We start from the raw sequence: 16,226 nt of genomic DNA on the forward strand, positions 1-16,226 counted from the left end.
ACACTTTAGGGAGCGGCACCTTATAAGCCGCTCATCCTGATGGAACGGGCGGTTACAAAACTGTCACGTCCCTCTGTGGCGGGGTAGCTCAGGTGGTTAGAGCAGCGGAATCATAATCCGCGTGTCGGGGGTTCAAGTCCCTCTCCCGCTACCAAATTTTCCCGAATTTGAGACACCAGTCAGCACATCAGCAAGCGGCGCATATACGTCTCTTCCCTCACCCCCGAACTTCGCTCCCAACAACCCATTCTCACACGCGCGGTCGTCGTCCCAGCCGGGGTGGTTGACGATGGGGTAGAGGCAGATGCCTTCGATGGGGACACCCTGTTTCATGGCGGCGGTAACTTCCTGGTGGATGTAGGACATCCAACTGGCGCGGCGGTCGCCTTCTATGCCGGTTTCGGCGATGAAGATGGGTTTGCCGTAGCGGGCGTAGGTCTCGGTGAGGATGGTTCGGAAGGGTTTGTAGAGCGGGTGGTCCATGTCGATGGGTGGGCCGCCGTGGATCCATTGGTTGTTGTGGTAGTAGTTGACGCCGACGATATCGAGATATTTGTCGGCGCCGCCGATCTGCGGCCACATTCGGCCAGATAGCAGATCCCAACCCTGAAATTGTGATTGACGATGGCCTTCGGCCACGCCGCGCTCCCATGGGCGGGAGGGGTCGGTGATGACGTTGATGACGGGGTCGCAGTGGACGAAGCGCGCTCTTGGCTCGACGTCGATGATAGCATCCATGGCGGCGATCGCGGCGTGGGCCAGTTGCACTTTCAGCTCGAAACCACGCCCATGGGCGAAGGGGTTGAGATAGGCGGCATCACCACCGCCCCATGAGAAGAACGAGATTTCATTGACGGGCGAATAAAAGGGGATGGCGTCAGTCTGGTCTTTCACTACCTTTGCGGCGGCGGCGGCAAAGCGGGCGAAGCGTTTGACGAAGTGGGGGGACCAGATGTCGATATCGTCAGGCCAGCCGTAATGCAGCAAATCCCAGATGACTTGCGTTCCCGTATCGCTTGCGGCCTTCAGCATGGGAGTGAAGCTTGACCAGTCGTAATGTCCGGGCGTGTTTTCGATGAGATGCCAGCGCAGACCATCCCGCATGGTGCGGATGTTGTGGGATGCGAGCTGGCGGTAATCAGCGGCGGTGTGGATATCATGATCCGTCGCCGCGATGACGTCGAGGCGCTTGCCCTTTGCCTCTCCCTCTCGGGTGCGCAGACGGTGGGTGGAGCACTCGAAGCCACCTTGCAGAAAGGACTGGAACAGTCCGGTCGGGCCGGAGGCGGGGCGTTCCTGCATGACGGCCTGGATGAGCTTTTCCCATTGCGGGACGATGGCGGTGGCGGAGTAGCTGGTTTCCACCTTGCGGCGAAGCGCTTGGCCAAGCTGGGTGCGCAAAGTGCCGGATGCAATCAACCGTTCCATTGCATCGGCGACGGCTGAGGGATCGTTATAGGGAACGAAGAGCCCGGAAACCTCGTCTTCGATCTGTTGCATGGCGCCATTGTCGGGCGTTGCGATCACGGGCAGTCCAGCGGCTCCGGCTTCGGCAATCACATGCGGCATGCCTTCGCCCTTGGAGAGCCAGACGAAAATATCCATCGCAGATAGAAGGGCAGGGATATCCTTGCGGTCTCCGAGGAAGCTCAGAACATTGTCGAGTTTCCTGGTTTTGGCCAGCGCCCGCAGATGAGTGGCATAATCTGGCATGAAGGCGTCCGGGCCGCCGATGACAAGGAAACGCGCATCTGGATTTCGCGCATTGACGAGCGACGCCGCTTCAATGAAGTCTTCGACGTTTTTCTTTGCGTCCAGCCTGCCGACCCAGCCGATGAGCATTGTGTCATCACCTACGCCGAGAGAGGCGCGGATGGAGTGGCGCTGGCTGTGTTCGAATTCGGAGAGATCGACCATGGAGGGGATTTCGATGACGTCGCTGTCTCGGCCCGGCATGATGGATTTGGCAGCATCGCAGATGGAGCGGCAAACGCCGACATAGCGACTGGTGAAATGCTTAGGTCCGGCCAAAGCTTCGGACACCAGCCCGCCATGCTCGATGAGCGGTGGACGCCAGTGCAGGCGCTCCAGTGCGGGGTAGATATCGGCGACGTTCTGGCAAGAGATGACGACATCATAGGCGGCGATCTTGTTTGCCAGATAGGCGACCGTATCTTCGAAGGATAGGCCATAAGGCGTCGTATCGACATCGACGCCGAGTTCAGTCAGTTGCTCATGGGTCTGCGGTGGCATGTTGGGTTTGTGGAAACAGGCAACCACGTCGAGACGGTAGCGGGCGCGATCAAGATTGCGGGCGAGGAGCCGGACTTCCGTTTCCTCCCCACCAACAACAAGCCATGCAAAAACGAAGAGAATGCGTAGAGGCGGTTCGTGGGGCGTCATGCTTCGACCTTGAAAACGATCTGCAGAAATTCCGGACGGTTGGCGACGAGATCAGCCAGAAAGGCCGGGCCATCCTCGAAGGGCACGATATGGGTAATCATCTGTTCGCGGATGATTGGCCCATGGCTTTTCAGCAGGCTGATCGTTTCATGGGCAAGGCGACGCCTGTCCCACTGGCTGCCGAGGCCGCGCGGGACGCGGTTGATCTGGGCGCAGCGGATGTTGAGGCCGTTATGGTGAAACTCCTCACCCAGCCGCAGCCGGTCTGCACCGCCCTGATAGAAGGCAAGGTCGATGACGGTACCCTGCGGGCGCAAGGCTTTGAGCGCGGCATGCAGGCTTTCCGCATGGGCACGGGTCTGGAAGACGATATCCGCGCCGCGGTCGCTGCCGCCATTGTGCCAGCGTGCCTTGGCGTGCTGCCATGCCGCGTCTTCCGTCATGGCCATGAGCCCCATGGCTTCGGCCTTTGAACGCCGGAACTCTGACGGGTCGGCGATGATGACGCCGAGTGCGCCAGCCTTCTGCGCAAACAGTGCCGTCATCAGCCCGACCGTGCCTGCGCCGATGATGATGACATTGCGTCCGGCAATGCCTGCACCGAAGGAGGCGATGTTGGTGCCGAGTGCATCCGCGTCTGCATGCAGAATGCCATTGGCGGCAATCGGTCCCATCTGGGCGACGAGGACGCCGAGCACCGGGTCTATATCGCTGGGCATTGGGACCAGCACGTCATGGAAGGGATTGGCGGTGTGGCCGCTTTTGTGCGCGTAGGTGGTTGCCAGAACGTTGCCCGGGTTGAAATCGCCGCAACGGGATTCGGTGACGCGTGCCACTTCCATATAGCCTAGGAAGGGCACGGGATAATGCAAATCCGGCTCGTTTTCTAAGAACACGCCGCGCCCGGCATCGAAACGGGAATGGAAGTAAGGGTTGGTGTTCTTCATGAAGGTCAGTTCGGTGCCAGCCGAAAAACCGGTATAGAGAGTTTCCAGACGGATCTGGCCATCGCTGGGTGGACCTTCCTCGTAATCGAAGAAGTAGGCTCTGCCGGGTGCTTCGATGCCCAGTGAGCGGATGATGCGGTGGCCGGGAGCAAGGCCCTGCGGCGGTGCCTCTTCACGGGGCAGGAAGCGTAAGGGTGCCTGCGGGTTTCGGTCGAGCAGCGGCTGTTCCAGCGTCACCGCTTCGCCATTGTCTGCCGATGTTGCCACGGCCAGTGCGACACGGTGGGTGGCCAATGCGTCTTCATAGGTGCAGCGAATGTGGTTTTCGCCGCCGCGCACTGCATCGATGAAGTCGCGGTCTTCGCGCCAGACGGGATCGCCTTCGGCATGGCGCACGGGGCGACCGGCACCGACATCGACCATGATGTCATGATCGGTCAGCTCGATTGCGAGGCGATCCGCGAAGATGTTCAGGCCGACCTTGTGGCTCCAGCCCAAGAGGCAGGTGGAGGATATGTTGGCAATGACGCCGGACTGGAAGGTCAGGCTGGCCGTGGTCACCGCTGGCACATCGAGCCCCGGAAAATCGGGCCGATCCTTGAAGCCGGCGCGGCCATAGACCTGTGTGACTTCGCCTATGAGGTAACGCGCAAGGTCGATGATATGGGTTGCCTGTTCCACCATCTGGCCGCCGGAACGATCCGTCTTCCACCACCATTGCGGCGGTGGGGTCTGGTCCAGCCAGTAGCCGGACAGAAGCTGGGCCGGGTTATCGGCAAGCAGGTGGCGGGCCTCTTCCACAGTGTCGAGGTAACGCCAGTGGTAGCCGACACCGGTGATGAGGTTGGCAGCTTCAATGGCCGCGCTCAGTTCCTCGGCCAATGCCAGATCGAGCGTGATCGGCTTTTCGACGAAGAAAGGGATGCTGCGGCTGATCAGGTCGCGTTCCGCATCGCCATGGGCAAAGGGCGGAATGCAGATATAGACGGCATCCAGCGTTTCCTGCTCCAGCATGGCGCGGTGGCTGTCGAAAGCCTTTGCGCCGAAGCGTGAGGCGGCCTGTTCTGCGCGTGCAAAATCCGGGTCCGCGAAGGCGACCAGCGCCACATCTTCGAAACCGGCCAATATATCCAGATGGCGATGGGCGATGCCGCCGACACCGATAAAGCCGATGCGTGTCTTGTCCATGAAAGCATGTCCTTGTGTAAAATGCGGCTGTTGGGAAAGAACGCGCCCGTAAACGGCGGCTGTTTCATTCGCCATGCGCTGTGCTGAGAATTGCGTTTGAAACCGGGCGGCTCCGGCCTGTCCGATGGCTTCGGCCCGCTTCGGCTCGTTGAGCGCCTCGATCAGCACATGGGCCAGAGAGGCAGCGTTGCCGCTTTCTGCGAGATAGGGATGGTCCAATCCCAGCGCCTCGATATTGCCGCCGATATTTGTCGCGACGACAGGCAGCCCCAGAGACATGGCCTCGAGAACCGCGAGCGGCAGTCCTTCGAATTTCGATGGCAAAACGAAGAGGTCGGCGCTGGACATCAGCGCGGCAATATCCGTGCGGTGACCGGTGAAGATGACGTGGTCGGTTAGAGCGCCTTCGTGTACCAGGGCTTGCACGGCGGCCATTTCCTCACCTCTGCCAACCAGCAAGAGCAAGGCCGACGGGTGGACGGTAAGAACGGCGGGCAGGGCTTCGATGAGCGTGGCGTGGTCTTTCTGCTTGGTGAAGCGGGCAACCGTTATCAGGACCTTTTTGCCTTCGAGACCATCGATTACACCGGCATGCTCGTGCTCTGTGCGTTCCAGCGCGAAGGTGCCGTTGCGCACAACGGTGATCTGGTCTGGCGCGACGCCATTGTTCTCGAAGCTCGATCTGGACGCATCCGACACGACGATGCGGTGGGCGAGGGCTGCGCATTCGCGGGCATATTGTTCCTGCTGGTCAGCGTCGGTCAGGAGGTAGGGCAGATGCTCTGTTCTGGTGATGGGAATGCCGCTGGCTATGCCGGCGCGGGCAAGCGTATGGCCTTCCCAGCCTATGCCGGCATGGACATGGAGGAGGGATGCCTGCGTGGATTGCAGCCACTGCGAAAAGCTTTCCATGTCATCGATTGTCTTCACCGCAAGGCCAAGGCGCGCGGCCCTTGCGATCAGCTCACTATCGCCACCGGCGGGGGCGGCGATGGTGACGTTCCAATCTTCCTGAAGCGCGCGGCCAAGTGTGAGCATGTGCTCACCCATGCCCGACGGGTCCAGACTTTCCGTTGCTAAAACGATCCGTCGCTGGTGATCACTCATAGGCCGGGGACAGCCAATGCATCCTCAAGAGCAGCCGGGGTAAGGCCCGCTTTTCTAGGCAGAGCCTTCTTTGCCGGGATTGTCGGGTAGGCATTGCGCAGAACAGCCTCGTCCATCAGTCCTTTCATGGACAGGAAGGTCTTGTCCCACGACGATCCCTCAAGCATCATATCCACTGCCGTCAGCCACTCCTTGCCACCGGCCTTCAAGGCAATGGCCTCATCGCAGGCCTTTGTGAAAGCTGGGGCGTCTGCGGCAACGAAGACGCCGGTGATATCGCCGTAATGGCGGATGACATCCGTAATCGCCGTGCTGACGACAGGGCGGCCTGCGGCCAGATATTCCGGCGTCTTGGTCGGGCTGATGAATTGCGTCGAGCTGTTCAGCGCAAAGGGCATGAGCGCTGCGCTCCAGCCGGATACATAGGTCGGCAGGTCGTGGTAATTCTTTTGGCCGAGATAGTGAATGTTATCGGCCCTCGGCAAATCTTCCGGTGCGATTTTGACGACGGGGCCAATGAAGACGAAGGACAGCTGCGGTCTGGCCTTGGCCAAGGCTTCGATCAATTCCAGATCCAGACGCTCATCGATGACGCCGTAATAGCCGACCTTCTTGCCGGGGATGGACAACTGATCGGCGGGCTCCGTCCTGTCCCTGCGGGCGGAATGGAAATGGGCGACATCGACGCCGGAAGGGAAGGGGTGGATATTGTCGTGCTGGTGGCGCTTGGCTTCATAAAGGCTGTAGCCGCCGGTGAAGACGACATCCGTCTCCGCCATAAGCGCGGCTTCCATCTCTTTCATGCGGTGCGGCGCGAATTTGAAGTTCGCCAGTTCATCCATGCAGTCATAGATGATGGCCGAGGCATCGATGTGGCGTGCAAAACTATACATTGTCGGCGTGTAGAACCACAGGATCGGGCGCGCGGCGCCATACATCGCCAGCAGGTCATCCAGCAGATTGGCGAGTGCCTTTTCGCGGTCGGCCTCGCTCCACCAGTGGGGTATGCGCGGACGCACGGATTTGACCGTCGTTCCCTCGAATGGATGAATTTCCAGATAGGCCAGATGATGGTCCGTGGGTATAAATTCTTCAAAAAAGAAGACAGCCCTCTCCTTTGCGAAACGCGACATCAAATGCTGCGGACGCTGAAGAACGAAATCCCACCGAAGGTGCGAAAAGCAGATAAGCGGGGTCTTCCGCTCAGACACTGCAAGTGACGGCGGGGAAATCGAACTGGAGAGATTCATTGGCGCATCCGCGTTTGAGAGACATACTCAAACCAGCCGTGAAGGCCTTTGTTCCTAAGGCGTGAAAACTTTCTAATATTCTGAAATATCGATAATTTTTTGCAATTTTTCAATGGAGTGCGGCCATGTCCAGTTGTCGATCACCGCCTGACGGGGAGAGAAAGTATCGAGCTTCTCCAGCATCGATGCGATGCCTTCGTGGAACTGCTCGGCGGATGCGACCTGGCCCGTTTGCGCCGTTATATATTGCAGACCGCAACTGAGATGATTGTTGGCGAGGACTGGCAGACCGGCCAGCATGTATTCCGTGAGAATGGCCGGCGCACCATCATTCACACCGCAGACGACGCCCATTTTTGCGAGATTCATCAAACGATTGACCTCTGCGAAGGAAACACCGGGCGGCCCAACGAAATCGACATCGATTCCAAGATCGCGGGCCTGCTGTCGTAAATCCTCGCTCATTTCTCCATAGCCGAAAACACAAAGCGCGCGCAGGGAGCGCGGAAGTTTTGCCATTGCGTCGAAGAGAATGTCGTGGCGCTTATATCCCTGCGCCGCTGCGACATAGATGATGTCGTATGGCTTTGCCCCCTCGATAGGGTAGAACATGCTGTCTGATGCGAATTCCGGGCCGATGGGAAGGATATCGGTTTTCATCTGCGGGTGAAGCGCTGCCACCTCGTCCGACTGCCATTCCGCGCCAGTCAGGACCAGATCGAAATGTCTGCTGACCTCCGGCGGAATTCGCAAGGCGGGTGCATCGATGGAATTATATATTTTATAGGTTTTATCGCAAGCAATCAAAATTTCTTCCGATACACCAAGGCCCCAGACGCACAGCATCTCCGGCGGGCCGAATGTTTGGATATGCGCCAGCATGTCATTGGAGTGAAAGGGCCCATCCGGGCCATTCATCTGAAACGAACGCCGGATGATGAGAGGCGCTTGGCTGAGATCGGCTTCCGGCGGATCGTCGCTGCGCCAGTGAGTCCAGATTTCGATGACATCGACGATTCCGGCTTTCACGCAGGCGAGCGGCAGACGTTCGATATAGCCGCCTTCGACCTGAAAATCGGGGATGGCGTCTGTCGCGGCGGCAGGCATTCCGCGCGCCCCACTTTGCCATTGCTGCTGGAAGCTTTCGATGGATGGGATATGCGGCGGGAAGGGGCCACCGCCCTGGAAATCGCTGATAACGATGAGCCGTCTGGGCTTCGATTTTTCGATCATCGTCAAAGCGTCTCCTTGCTAAAAAGAAAAGCGCGGCACCGGGTGCCGCGCTTTGTCATCGCTGTTATTTATTGGCAGGCGGAGGGGACGCCTTGCCGAGCTTCACAGAGGGCTCGCGGCCCCAAACGCGCAGATCGGCCAGCTTGGCGACGAAGTCTGTCGGGTCTTCGTCCTGCGGCAAGGCGACCACACCTTCATCGATTGCCCCTGCAATGCCCGCCTTTTCCAGCAGCGGCATGGCCGATTCGACGTAACCGATGAACTTGCAGTGCTGGAAAGCATCGGCCACGAAGTCACGCGCAGTGGCTTCATCGACCAGGTCTTCAATTCCTTCCGGCGAGGTCAACAGAGCGACCGCATCGAAGAGAACCGAAGGACCGCCGTCGATCATGTGGTGAGCCTTGACCATGCTGCCATCGGAAGCTTTCACACCACCAACCTTCGGCGCGATCAGCTCAAACACAGCCTTTTCGGCAGTGATCGCTTCCGTCAGTGCCGAAAGCATACCGACATCGACGCCATCGGTGATGAGAATGCCGAGCTTGCGGCCCTCGAAACGCTTCGGGCCGTTTTCGACAATGCTGAGGGCGGGCGATGGATCGAGATCCTGCCGTGTCGGCATGGCGGCATCGGCTGGCTTGGGCATGGATTCGAAACCAAGCTTCTGCGCGACCGTCATTGCCAGCGTCTCATCGATGTTGAGCAGATGCGAAACCATGCGTTCACGAATGGCCGGAATTTCGACCTTGCTGAGTTCGAAGGTCAGCGCTGCTGCAATATGGCGCTGCTCTGCACCGGTCTGGCTGATGTAGAACTGCCGCGCCTGGCTGTAATGGTCGGCGAAGCTTTCGGGACGAAGGCGTGCCTTAGTACCCTGTTCTTCCGCCGGGAAGTGACGATAGCCCTGCGTTGGCGATTCCCGTGGGCCTTCGCCATGCGAGTTGGGCTGGTAATTGACCCGACCGACCGGATTGCGCATCGCCATATGACCATCCTGCTGGAAATGCGCGAAAGGACACTTGGGCGCATTGATCGGCAGATGGGTGAAGTTCGGACCACCGAGACGTTTCAGCTGCGTGTCGAGATAGGAGAAGTTACGGCCCTGAAGCAGCGGATCGTTGCTGAAATCAATGCCCGGCGGCACATTCTGGGTCATGAAGGCGACCTGTTCGGTCTCGGCAAAGAAATTGTCCGGCATACGATCCAGCACCATGCGGCCAATAGCCTTTGGCGGCAGGATTTCTTCGGGAATAATCTTGGTCGGATCGAGAACGTCGAAGTCGAAGCTATCGGCAAATTCCTGATCGAACAGCTGGACCTGCAATTCCCATTCCGGGAAATTGCCGGACTGGATGGCATGCCAGAGGTCGCGGCGGTGGAAGTCCGGGTCGGCACCATTGATCTTGACGGCTTCGTTCCAGGCAACGGACTGAAGTCCCAGTTTCGGCTTCCAATGGAATTTTACGAAGGTGGATTCGTCCTTGTCGTTGACGAAACGGAAGGTGTGAACGCCGAAACCTTCCATGAAGCGCAACGAACGCGGAATGGTTCTGTCAGACATGATCCACATGACCATGTTCATGCTCTCGGGCGTCAGGGTGATGAAATCCCAGAAATTGTCATGGGCCGTCTGCGCCTGTGGGAAAGCCCGGTCCGGCTCCTGCTTGGCGGCGTGGATCAGGTCGGGAAATTTGATGGCATCCTGAATGAAGAAGACCGGAATGTTGTTGCCAACCAGATCCCAGTTACCTTCCTTGGTGTAGACCTTGACGGCAAAGCCGCGCACATCGCGCGCCAGATCGGCTGAGCCCTTGTTGCCAGCGACCGTGGAGAAGCGCACGAAAAGCGGGGTCTTTTCACCCTTGCGCTGAAACAAGTCCGCCTTGGTATAGGCAGACAGAGATTCGTAGGTCTCGAAATAGCCATGCGCCCCGTAACCGCGGGCATGAACCACGCGTTCCGGGATGCGCTCATGGTCGAAATGGAACATCTTCTCACGGAAGTGAAAGTCGTCCATGACGAGCGGGCCGCGCGCGCCGATCCGTAGCGAATTCTGGTCGTCTGCAACCGGGCCGCCCTGGGCGGTGGTCATGACGGGCGTGTCGCCTTCCGCAAACTGGTGGAGTTCACCACCCTGTCCGCGTTGCATTTTCTGATCGTGAATGGTCACAACATCTGTCTGTTGCACTGGTTTTGGGGCAGCTGGTTTCTTGGCCATGATGGATTTCCTCATAGTTGGACCTGAACTGCGTCAGCGCAACCCAGACATAAAAAGGCCGCCCGAAAGAGGCGGCCTTATCAGTATTCAGTCTGGCTTACAGGCCGGGACGGCTGTAACGCATACGTTCTTTTTCGATCTGGTCGGAATTGTAAGGATCGAGCGTGTCGTCGAACTTTTCCCAACCCTGCTCGTTGTAAGCCGTGCGGCGTTCAGCCGGATCAACCCAGTTGGAGCGTTTCAGGATGGCCTCGGCTTCCGTCACCATGCCGTCGTCCACCTTGGCAGTGACGATGGTGCCGCCACGGCGCACACCTTCTGCGTAAACATGAGCGTCGTCTTCAGACACGCCATTGTCCGTCAGCGCGCCGACGATACCGCCAGCTGCGCCGCCTGCAACGGCACCGGCCACAGCACCTGCGGCAGTGGCTGCGAGCCAGCCAGCAGCAACCACAGGACCGACGCCTGGAATAGCCATCAGGCCAAGACCGGTCAAAAGACCGCCAGCACCGCCGACAACGGCACCAATGCCAGCGCCGGTTCCAGCACCTTCGGCAGCCTTCGAGTCATCATTGTCGTGACGATTGTTGGCATTGTTCGAAACAATGCTGATGTCCTTGGACGGTACGCCTGCAGTTTCCAGCGCGGTCACTGCCGAGCGGGCATCTGCATGATCATCGAAAAGTCCGGTAATTGTTTTCATAGTATGGTCCTCAAAAAAATCGTTGGCGTGACGAGATGGCGAATTACTTCGCGACGACGTTGCCCTGGTAATCCAAGGCGATCATGACGGCCTTGCCATCCTTCATGCCTGCTGCCATCCAGATGCCCTTGTCGTCCTTCTTGAGGTCCTTGACCTCAGAATAACCGGCTTCCTCGATACGCGTCTTCGCCTGATCTTCAGTGAAGCTGTTCGCGCCTTCGACAGGTGCGGTCGGGTTCTTGGTTTCTGGCGTTGCAACCGCTGGTGTCTTTCCGTCCGTAGTCGTGGCAGGAGCCGACATGGATGGCGCTGTGGTTGCTGGGGCAGTGGTCTGGGCAGCAGCGGTCAGTGCCGTAGCGCTAAGCAGCGCTGCCGCAAGAATGATCTTCTTCATGGTGATTATTTCCTCTTCATGCGGACCGTTCTTCACAGCTCCGTGTGTAGCTAACCGCCGGTAGGATCATTCGTTCCATATGAGTAAAATTAAATGGAAGCGGCGGTCGCAGAAGAGTGGTGTTTTTGAACGCATCCGACGAAAAATAGCGCTGCGCTGAGCCAGAAATGCAAAAACACGGCGTTTCCGCCGTGTTTCTTGTCCAGTTGTTCACCGACCTTGAGAAAACCTAGTCGCGCGGCTCGTGCATGGGACAGCGGTTGAAGGCTGCACGAAACTGCGAGGAATGCTCATAGGTGTCCTTGCGAGCGCGGTTGATGTTGCCGAGCGGGCGGTGGGCGGCAAGACCGGTCCAGACGCTGAAACGCATCTCGTCATCCACCTTGCGAACATTCTCGTCGCTCCAGCTATCCTGCGGCGCAGCTTTTACCGTGGCGACGGTGGTGAAGGGGGCTTCTTCCTCTTTCCATTCCACGGTCGGGTCTTCGACAGGCTGTTTTTCCAGATCGCGGCAGAGTTGTACCTGTAGCAGCCACTCACCGGCGGTGTCGCGCATTTCGGCCTGAACGGTTTCGCGAATGGCGTTGTCGCTGACGCTGGTGTCGATTTCTCGTCCGGTCAGTTCCACCAGACCTTGCGAAACGGGCTTCAGCCGGAACTTCGCGACATAGTCACCGTAGCGAAACGGAGTGACGCTGAAATAGGTCTCACCCAGCGGGTCGATATTGGGCGCGCCCCCCATCGACTGGACAACCGAACTTTCGATGCCCACCGTTTCCAGCGCGCTGTTGACCGTCTGCAAGACGCTAGACAGAACCTTCTTGGTGCCTTCCATGCGGTCGGTGGTCTTGGCCAGCATTTTCAGATTGCCCTGAAATTTCTTGGCATCGGGTGCCTGGAACACTGGGCCATTGACCATGACGAAGTCCTGCGTCGAGCCTTCAGCACCTTCGATACGGTCTCCTTCGACGCCTACCACCTTCATGGCAAGGCCACGGGGCAGGGAGATCGCATCAGGCAAGATGTCACCGGCATTGGTGGAAAGGCGCAGATAGACCTTGTAGCTTCCGGGGGCAGCGAAGAGGCCTTGGGCAAACTCCGGCGACAAGCCGTCCGCGACAGTTAGTGAGCCTTCCAGAATACCGTGGGATTTTGCATGGACCGAGCGCACCGCATGGCCGTAATCTTCAGCGGTGCGGTTGAGGATGACGTCGAATGTCTCATTGAGATCGGAGATCACCTCCTGTTCATCAGGCTTGATCTCTTCCAGATCGGCGGAATAGCGGACAGGCTGGGGTAACGTCATGGGTCATTTCTCCGTGTGGGATGGGAAAGAGCGAAAGGGCGATGGTCTCCAGCAGGCCCGGTCGTCCAGCAATAACAGTGTTGTTTTGGAATGGTTCCAAACGTGCCATCCGGACGTTCTTCCCCGCTCGCGTTTTTGCAGGCAATGGCAACGAAGTGGTCTGTGCGCCGTTGATGCAGAGTTGGTTCATCAGGGAGTTTTCGCACCATGCCACGTCATGTTTTCTGGAAAGGGCATTTGCGGCTGTCACTCGTGACCGCTGCCGTTTCCCTGACGCCCGCCACGACTGAAAGCGGAAAGGTGCGCTTCCACATTCTCAACCGCAAAACCGGCAACCGCGTCGAGAGCATTTATGCCGATAGCACCACGCATCGGAAGGTCACGGACAAGAACCAGGTCAAAGGTTTTGCCAAGGAAGACGGCAGCTACGTTCTGCTGGAGGATGACGAGATCGATGCCGTGGGTCTGGACAGCACGCGCACCATCGATATCCAGACTTTCGTGCCAGCCGGTTCGATCGACTGGATCTGGTACGACCGGCCGCATTTCCTGAAACCCGAAGACAAGATCGGTGCCGAAGCCTTCGGCGTTATCAGGGATTCCATGAAGGCCAACAATGTCGCAGGCATCGCCCGGCTGGTCATTTATCGGCGTGAACATGCAGTCCTGCTGGAGCCCGCAGGCAAAGGTATCATCCTGTGGACCTTGCGATATTCCGATGAGGTGCGCGAAAGCATCGATACGCTGGAGCCGAAAAAGAAGATGGATTCCGAGCTTCTGTCGCTGATGGAAAAGCGTATCGAGAAGAACACGACAGCGTGGAAGCCATCCGTTGCGCAGGATACGGTTCAGAAGAAAATCAAGTCGCTGCTGAAATCCAAGGAAAAGGGCAAAGCGCCCTCCAAACCGAAGGCTGCTGCCACTAAAAAGAGTGGCGGCAACGTCATCAACATCATGGATGCGCTCAAGAAAAGCCTCGCCTCGGAAAAGCGGGGCTGATGCTCATTTCCGTAGAGGGCGGGCGGCGTCGAAGAAGCCGCTCCATGGGTCGTTTTTCATGGCCTTCAGACGCGGCGCAATGTTGCTGACCGTGAAGTAATCCGGGCCGATTTCATCTGTCAGTTCCGACCAGTCCAGCGGCATGGATATGGCAGCGCCGGGGCGTGCACGGGTGGAATAGGGCGCCACTGCCGTATTGCCGCGACCGTTGCGAAGATAATCGATGAAGATTCGGCCACGTCGTTTGGATTTGGTCGAGACGGCGAGATATTTGTCGGGATCGGACTTGGCCATATCCACCGCCATAGCCTTGGCAAAGGCCTTGACCGCAGTCCAGCCAGCCTGTGGTTTCAGCGGGCTGACAACATGCAGGCCCTTGCCGCCTGAGGTCTTGACGAAGGCAGCCAGCCCGACATCTTCGAAGCGGCGCTTCAATTCATGGGCTGCGTCGATGATCTCATCCCAGCCCACAGCCTCGCCGGGATCGATATCCATGGTGATCATGTCCGGCTTTTCCCAGCTGCGCGTCGTTGCGCCCCATGGGTGAATTTCCAGCGCTGCCGATTGCACCAGCGCCATCAGCCCGTCGAAATCAGTGATTCTGATCAGCGGTTCGCCCTGCTTGTCCTTGGGGTCGGCAATCTGGCCAATCGCCTTGTTGGTGCCGCGCCATGGATGTTTCTGGAAAAAATGCGGACCGTCGATCCCATCGGGACAACGCAGAAGCGCCAGCGGGCGGTCCACGATATAAGGGGCCATGAGATGCCAGACCTGCGCGTAATAATCCGCCAGACCTTCTTTCGTCACGCCGTCCTTTGGCCAATAAAGCCGTTCCGGGTGGGAGAAGGTAACTGTGGTTTTGGGCACGGGTTTTTCGGTGCTTTGCTGATCCTCACGGTGTATGTCCATCGCGTCCTTGTCCTCGCGAAGCCCACGGAAAGATGCGTGGCGCAGATTGCCGTCGGCAGACCATGTTCGAAACTCCACCTCGGCGACGATCTGCGGTTTCACATAGATCAGGTCACGCTTGGCCAGAGCGGTCAGCTTGTCGGCAAAGGGGCTTTCCTTCTGGGTCAGCGGCTGCAAAGTCTGAAACAGCTTTTCCGCAACATCAGCCGTGAAGCCGGTGCCGACGCGCCCGACATGTTTCAGCCCATCCTCATCGTAGACTCCAAGCGCAAGTGAGCCGATGGCCTCATCCGAGGTTGACGACAGGGTAAAGCCGCCGATGACGAATTCCTGACGGCTGGAGCATTTGGATTTGATCCACTGACCTTTCCGGCCTGACAGATACTTGCTGCTCTTCTGCTTTGAAATGACACCTTCGAGGCTCAGGCGGCAGGCATGGTCGAGGATCATGTCGCCGCTCTGCTCGAAATGCTCGCTGTAGCGCAGGATCGGGTCTTCTGATGGCAGCAGCTTTTCCAGCAGATGCTTGCGCTCGATCAGCTCTGCCGTTTGCAGGCTGCGCCCATCGAGATAGAGGAGGTCGAAGGCGTAGAAGCGAAAGCGATCCGTGCGACCGTCGCTCAAATCCTTTTGGAGCGCGGAGAAATCGGATGCGCCATTGTCTCGCTCCACGACGATTTCGCCATCCAATATGGCGGTTTCGACCGGTAGTTTTAAAAAGGCGCGGGCGACGTCGTCTCCGAATTTTTCGGTCCAGTCCAGACCGCTCCGGGTCAGAAGCGCGACCTTGCCGTCATCAACACGGACCTGAATGCGATAACCGTCGAATTTGATTTCATGCAGCCAGCGATCACCGGCGGGCGGCTTGGGTTTCAGCGTGGCGAGGGCGGGAGGAATGAAGTCTGGCAGAGCCACCTTGCGTGCGCCCTTGGGGAAATCATGCGCCTGCTTTTCTGCCGGTGCGGCTTTTGGTTTCTTGCTGACGGGTTTGGAATTCCATGTGTCGTCAGGCTTGGCAGCAACGGCTTTGACGCTTCGCCCGGATTTCACGGAATCCGGTTTATCGACAAGAATATCGCCCTTGTCGCGGGCTTCCTCGTCTTCGACCTTCATGAGCAGCCAGTTTTCACGCTTTTCTTCCGGCTTGCCGTGCATGCGCACCAGATGCCAACGGCCTTTGAGCTTTTCTCCGTCCAGCTCGAATTCCAGATGGCCTTTCTTGTAACCCTTCTTGGGATCACCGACGGGGTGCCAGATGCCCCGGTCCCACAGAACCACGGTGCCACCGCCATATTGGCCTTTGGGAATGACGCCCTCGAATTCGCCGTAGCTTAAAGGGTGGTCTTCCACATGCACGGCCAGCCGCTTGTCATCAGGGTTGAGGCTGGGGCCGCGCGTGACCGCCCAGCTTTTATAGACACCATCCATTTCCAGCCGGAAATCATAATGCAGCCTGCGGGCATCGTGTTTCTGAATGACGAAAGATGAGCCTTCGCTTTCAGCCTTTGTTCCGCGTGGTTCGGGCGTTTGGTCGAAACGGCGTTTGGCGTTGTAGGTTTGCAGGCCCAT

Annotated in this window: 9 protein-coding genes, 1 tRNA gene and 1 pseudogene; 2 read left to right on the forward strand and 9 right to left on the reverse strand. The window is 58.3% G+C overall.

The window, feature by feature from the left end; all coding sequences use genetic code 11:
* The first annotated feature begins 77 nt into the window (after positions 1–77).
* Positions 78–154, forward strand: a tRNA-Met gene (locus AC27VJ_RS14270).
* Here AC27VJ_RS14270 and AC27VJ_RS14275 read toward each other — a convergent pair.
* The 8 genes and pseudogenes from AC27VJ_RS14275 to AC27VJ_RS14310 form a co-directional block, all read right to left on the reverse strand.
* Positions 133–2,403 carry a glycosyltransferase family 4 protein gene (locus tag AC27VJ_RS14275; RefSeq protein ID WP_488684580.1) on the reverse strand — a complete coding sequence of 757 codons (2,271 nt, stop codon included), beginning with the start codon at positions 2,401–2,403 and terminating at the stop codon, positions 133–135. The genes AC27VJ_RS14270 and AC27VJ_RS14275 overlap by 22 nt on opposite strands.
* A complete protein-coding gene (locus tag AC27VJ_RS14280) occupies positions 2,400–5,588 on the reverse strand; it encodes a glycosyltransferase (RefSeq protein WP_488684581.1) in 3,189 nt (1,062 codons plus the stop codon). The genes AC27VJ_RS14275 and AC27VJ_RS14280 overlap by 4 nt, the downstream gene beginning before the upstream one ends.
* Positions 5,589–5,653: 65 nt before the next feature.
* Positions 5,654–6,895, reverse strand: a pseudogene (locus tag AC27VJ_RS14285) (glycosyltransferase family 1 protein); the annotation flags it as partial.
* Between the two features lie 72 nt (positions 6,896–6,967).
* The gene (locus tag AC27VJ_RS14290) at positions 6,968–8,128 is read right to left on the reverse strand and encodes a glycosyltransferase (RefSeq protein ID WP_488684582.1); all 1,161 of its coding nucleotides are present in this window, start codon (positions 8,126–8,128) and stop codon (positions 6,968–6,970) included.
* Between the two features lie 64 nt (positions 8,129–8,192).
* Complete coding sequence (gene katE, locus AC27VJ_RS14295) at positions 8,193–10,346, reverse strand: catalase (protein ID WP_488684583.1); 2,154 nt, start codon at positions 10,344–10,346, stop codon at positions 8,193–8,195.
* 97 nt (positions 10,347–10,443) lie between these two features.
* On the reverse strand, positions 10,444–11,049 hold the full coding sequence (locus tag AC27VJ_RS14300) for a general stress protein (protein ID WP_113088899.1): 606 nt from the start codon (positions 11,047–11,049) through the stop codon (positions 10,444–10,446).
* Between the two features lie 43 nt (positions 11,050–11,092).
* On the reverse strand, positions 11,093–11,443 hold the full coding sequence (locus tag AC27VJ_RS14305; protein ID WP_113088898.1) for a PepSY domain-containing protein: 351 nt from the start codon (positions 11,441–11,443) through the stop codon (positions 11,093–11,095).
* 229 nt (positions 11,444–11,672) lie between these two features.
* Complete coding sequence (locus AC27VJ_RS14310) at positions 11,673–12,749, reverse strand: catalase family protein (protein WP_488684584.1); 1,077 nt, start codon at positions 12,747–12,749, stop codon at positions 11,673–11,675.
* A 207-nt stretch (positions 12,750–12,956) separates the two neighbouring features.
* Here AC27VJ_RS14310 and ku point away from each other — a divergent pair, with 207 nt between their 5' ends.
* Positions 12,957–13,748 (forward strand): non-homologous end joining protein Ku, encoded by a 792-nt coding sequence (gene ku / locus AC27VJ_RS14315; RefSeq protein ID WP_488684585.1) that lies wholly within the window; start codon positions 12,957–12,959, stop codon positions 13,746–13,748.
* A 3-nt stretch (positions 13,749–13,751) separates the two neighbouring features.
* On the opposite strand, the gene ligD is transcribed toward ku, so the two are convergent.
* Positions 13,752–16,226 (reverse strand): DNA ligase D, encoded by a 2,475-nt coding sequence (ligD, locus tag AC27VJ_RS14320; RefSeq protein ID WP_488684586.1) that lies wholly within the window; start codon positions 16,224–16,226, stop codon positions 13,752–13,754.

This window comes from Agrobacterium sp. 20P9.1.2 (genome assembly GCF_057799395.1).

What these genes read in the sequence shown, in the direction of transcription:
- ku (WP_488684585.1), top strand. Translation starts at nt 12,957, where the DNA reads ATGCCACGTCATGTTTTCTGGAAAGGGCATTTGCGGCTGTCACTCGTG.
- AC27VJ_RS14310 (WP_488684584.1), bottom strand. Translation starts at nt 12,749, where the DNA reads ATGACGTTACCCCAGCCTGTCCGCTATTCCGCCGATCTGGAAGAGATC.
- AC27VJ_RS14280 (WP_488684581.1), bottom strand. Translation starts at nt 5,588, where the DNA reads ATGGGTGAGCACATGCTCACACTTGGCCGCGCGCTTCAGGAAGATTGG.
- ligD (WP_488684586.1), bottom strand. Translation starts at nt 16,226, where the DNA reads ATGGGCCTGCAAACCTACAACGCCAAACGCCGTTTCGACCAAACGCCC.
- AC27VJ_RS14275 (WP_488684580.1), bottom strand. Translation starts at nt 2,403, where the DNA reads ATGACGCCCCACGAACCGCCTCTACGCATTCTCTTCGTTTTTGCATGG.
- AC27VJ_RS14305 (WP_113088898.1), bottom strand. Translation starts at nt 11,443, where the DNA reads ATGAAGAAGATCATTCTTGCGGCAGCGCTGCTTAGCGCTACGGCACTG.
- AC27VJ_RS14300 (WP_113088899.1), bottom strand. Translation starts at nt 11,049, where the DNA reads ATGAAAACAATTACCGGACTTTTCGATGATCATGCAGATGCCCGCTCG.
- katE (WP_488684583.1), bottom strand. Translation starts at nt 10,346, where the DNA reads ATGGCCAAGAAACCAGCTGCCCCAAAACCAGTGCAACAGACAGATGTT.
- AC27VJ_RS14290 (WP_488684582.1), bottom strand. Translation starts at nt 8,128, where the DNA reads ATGATCGAAAAATCGAAGCCCAGACGGCTCATCGTTATCAGCGATTTC.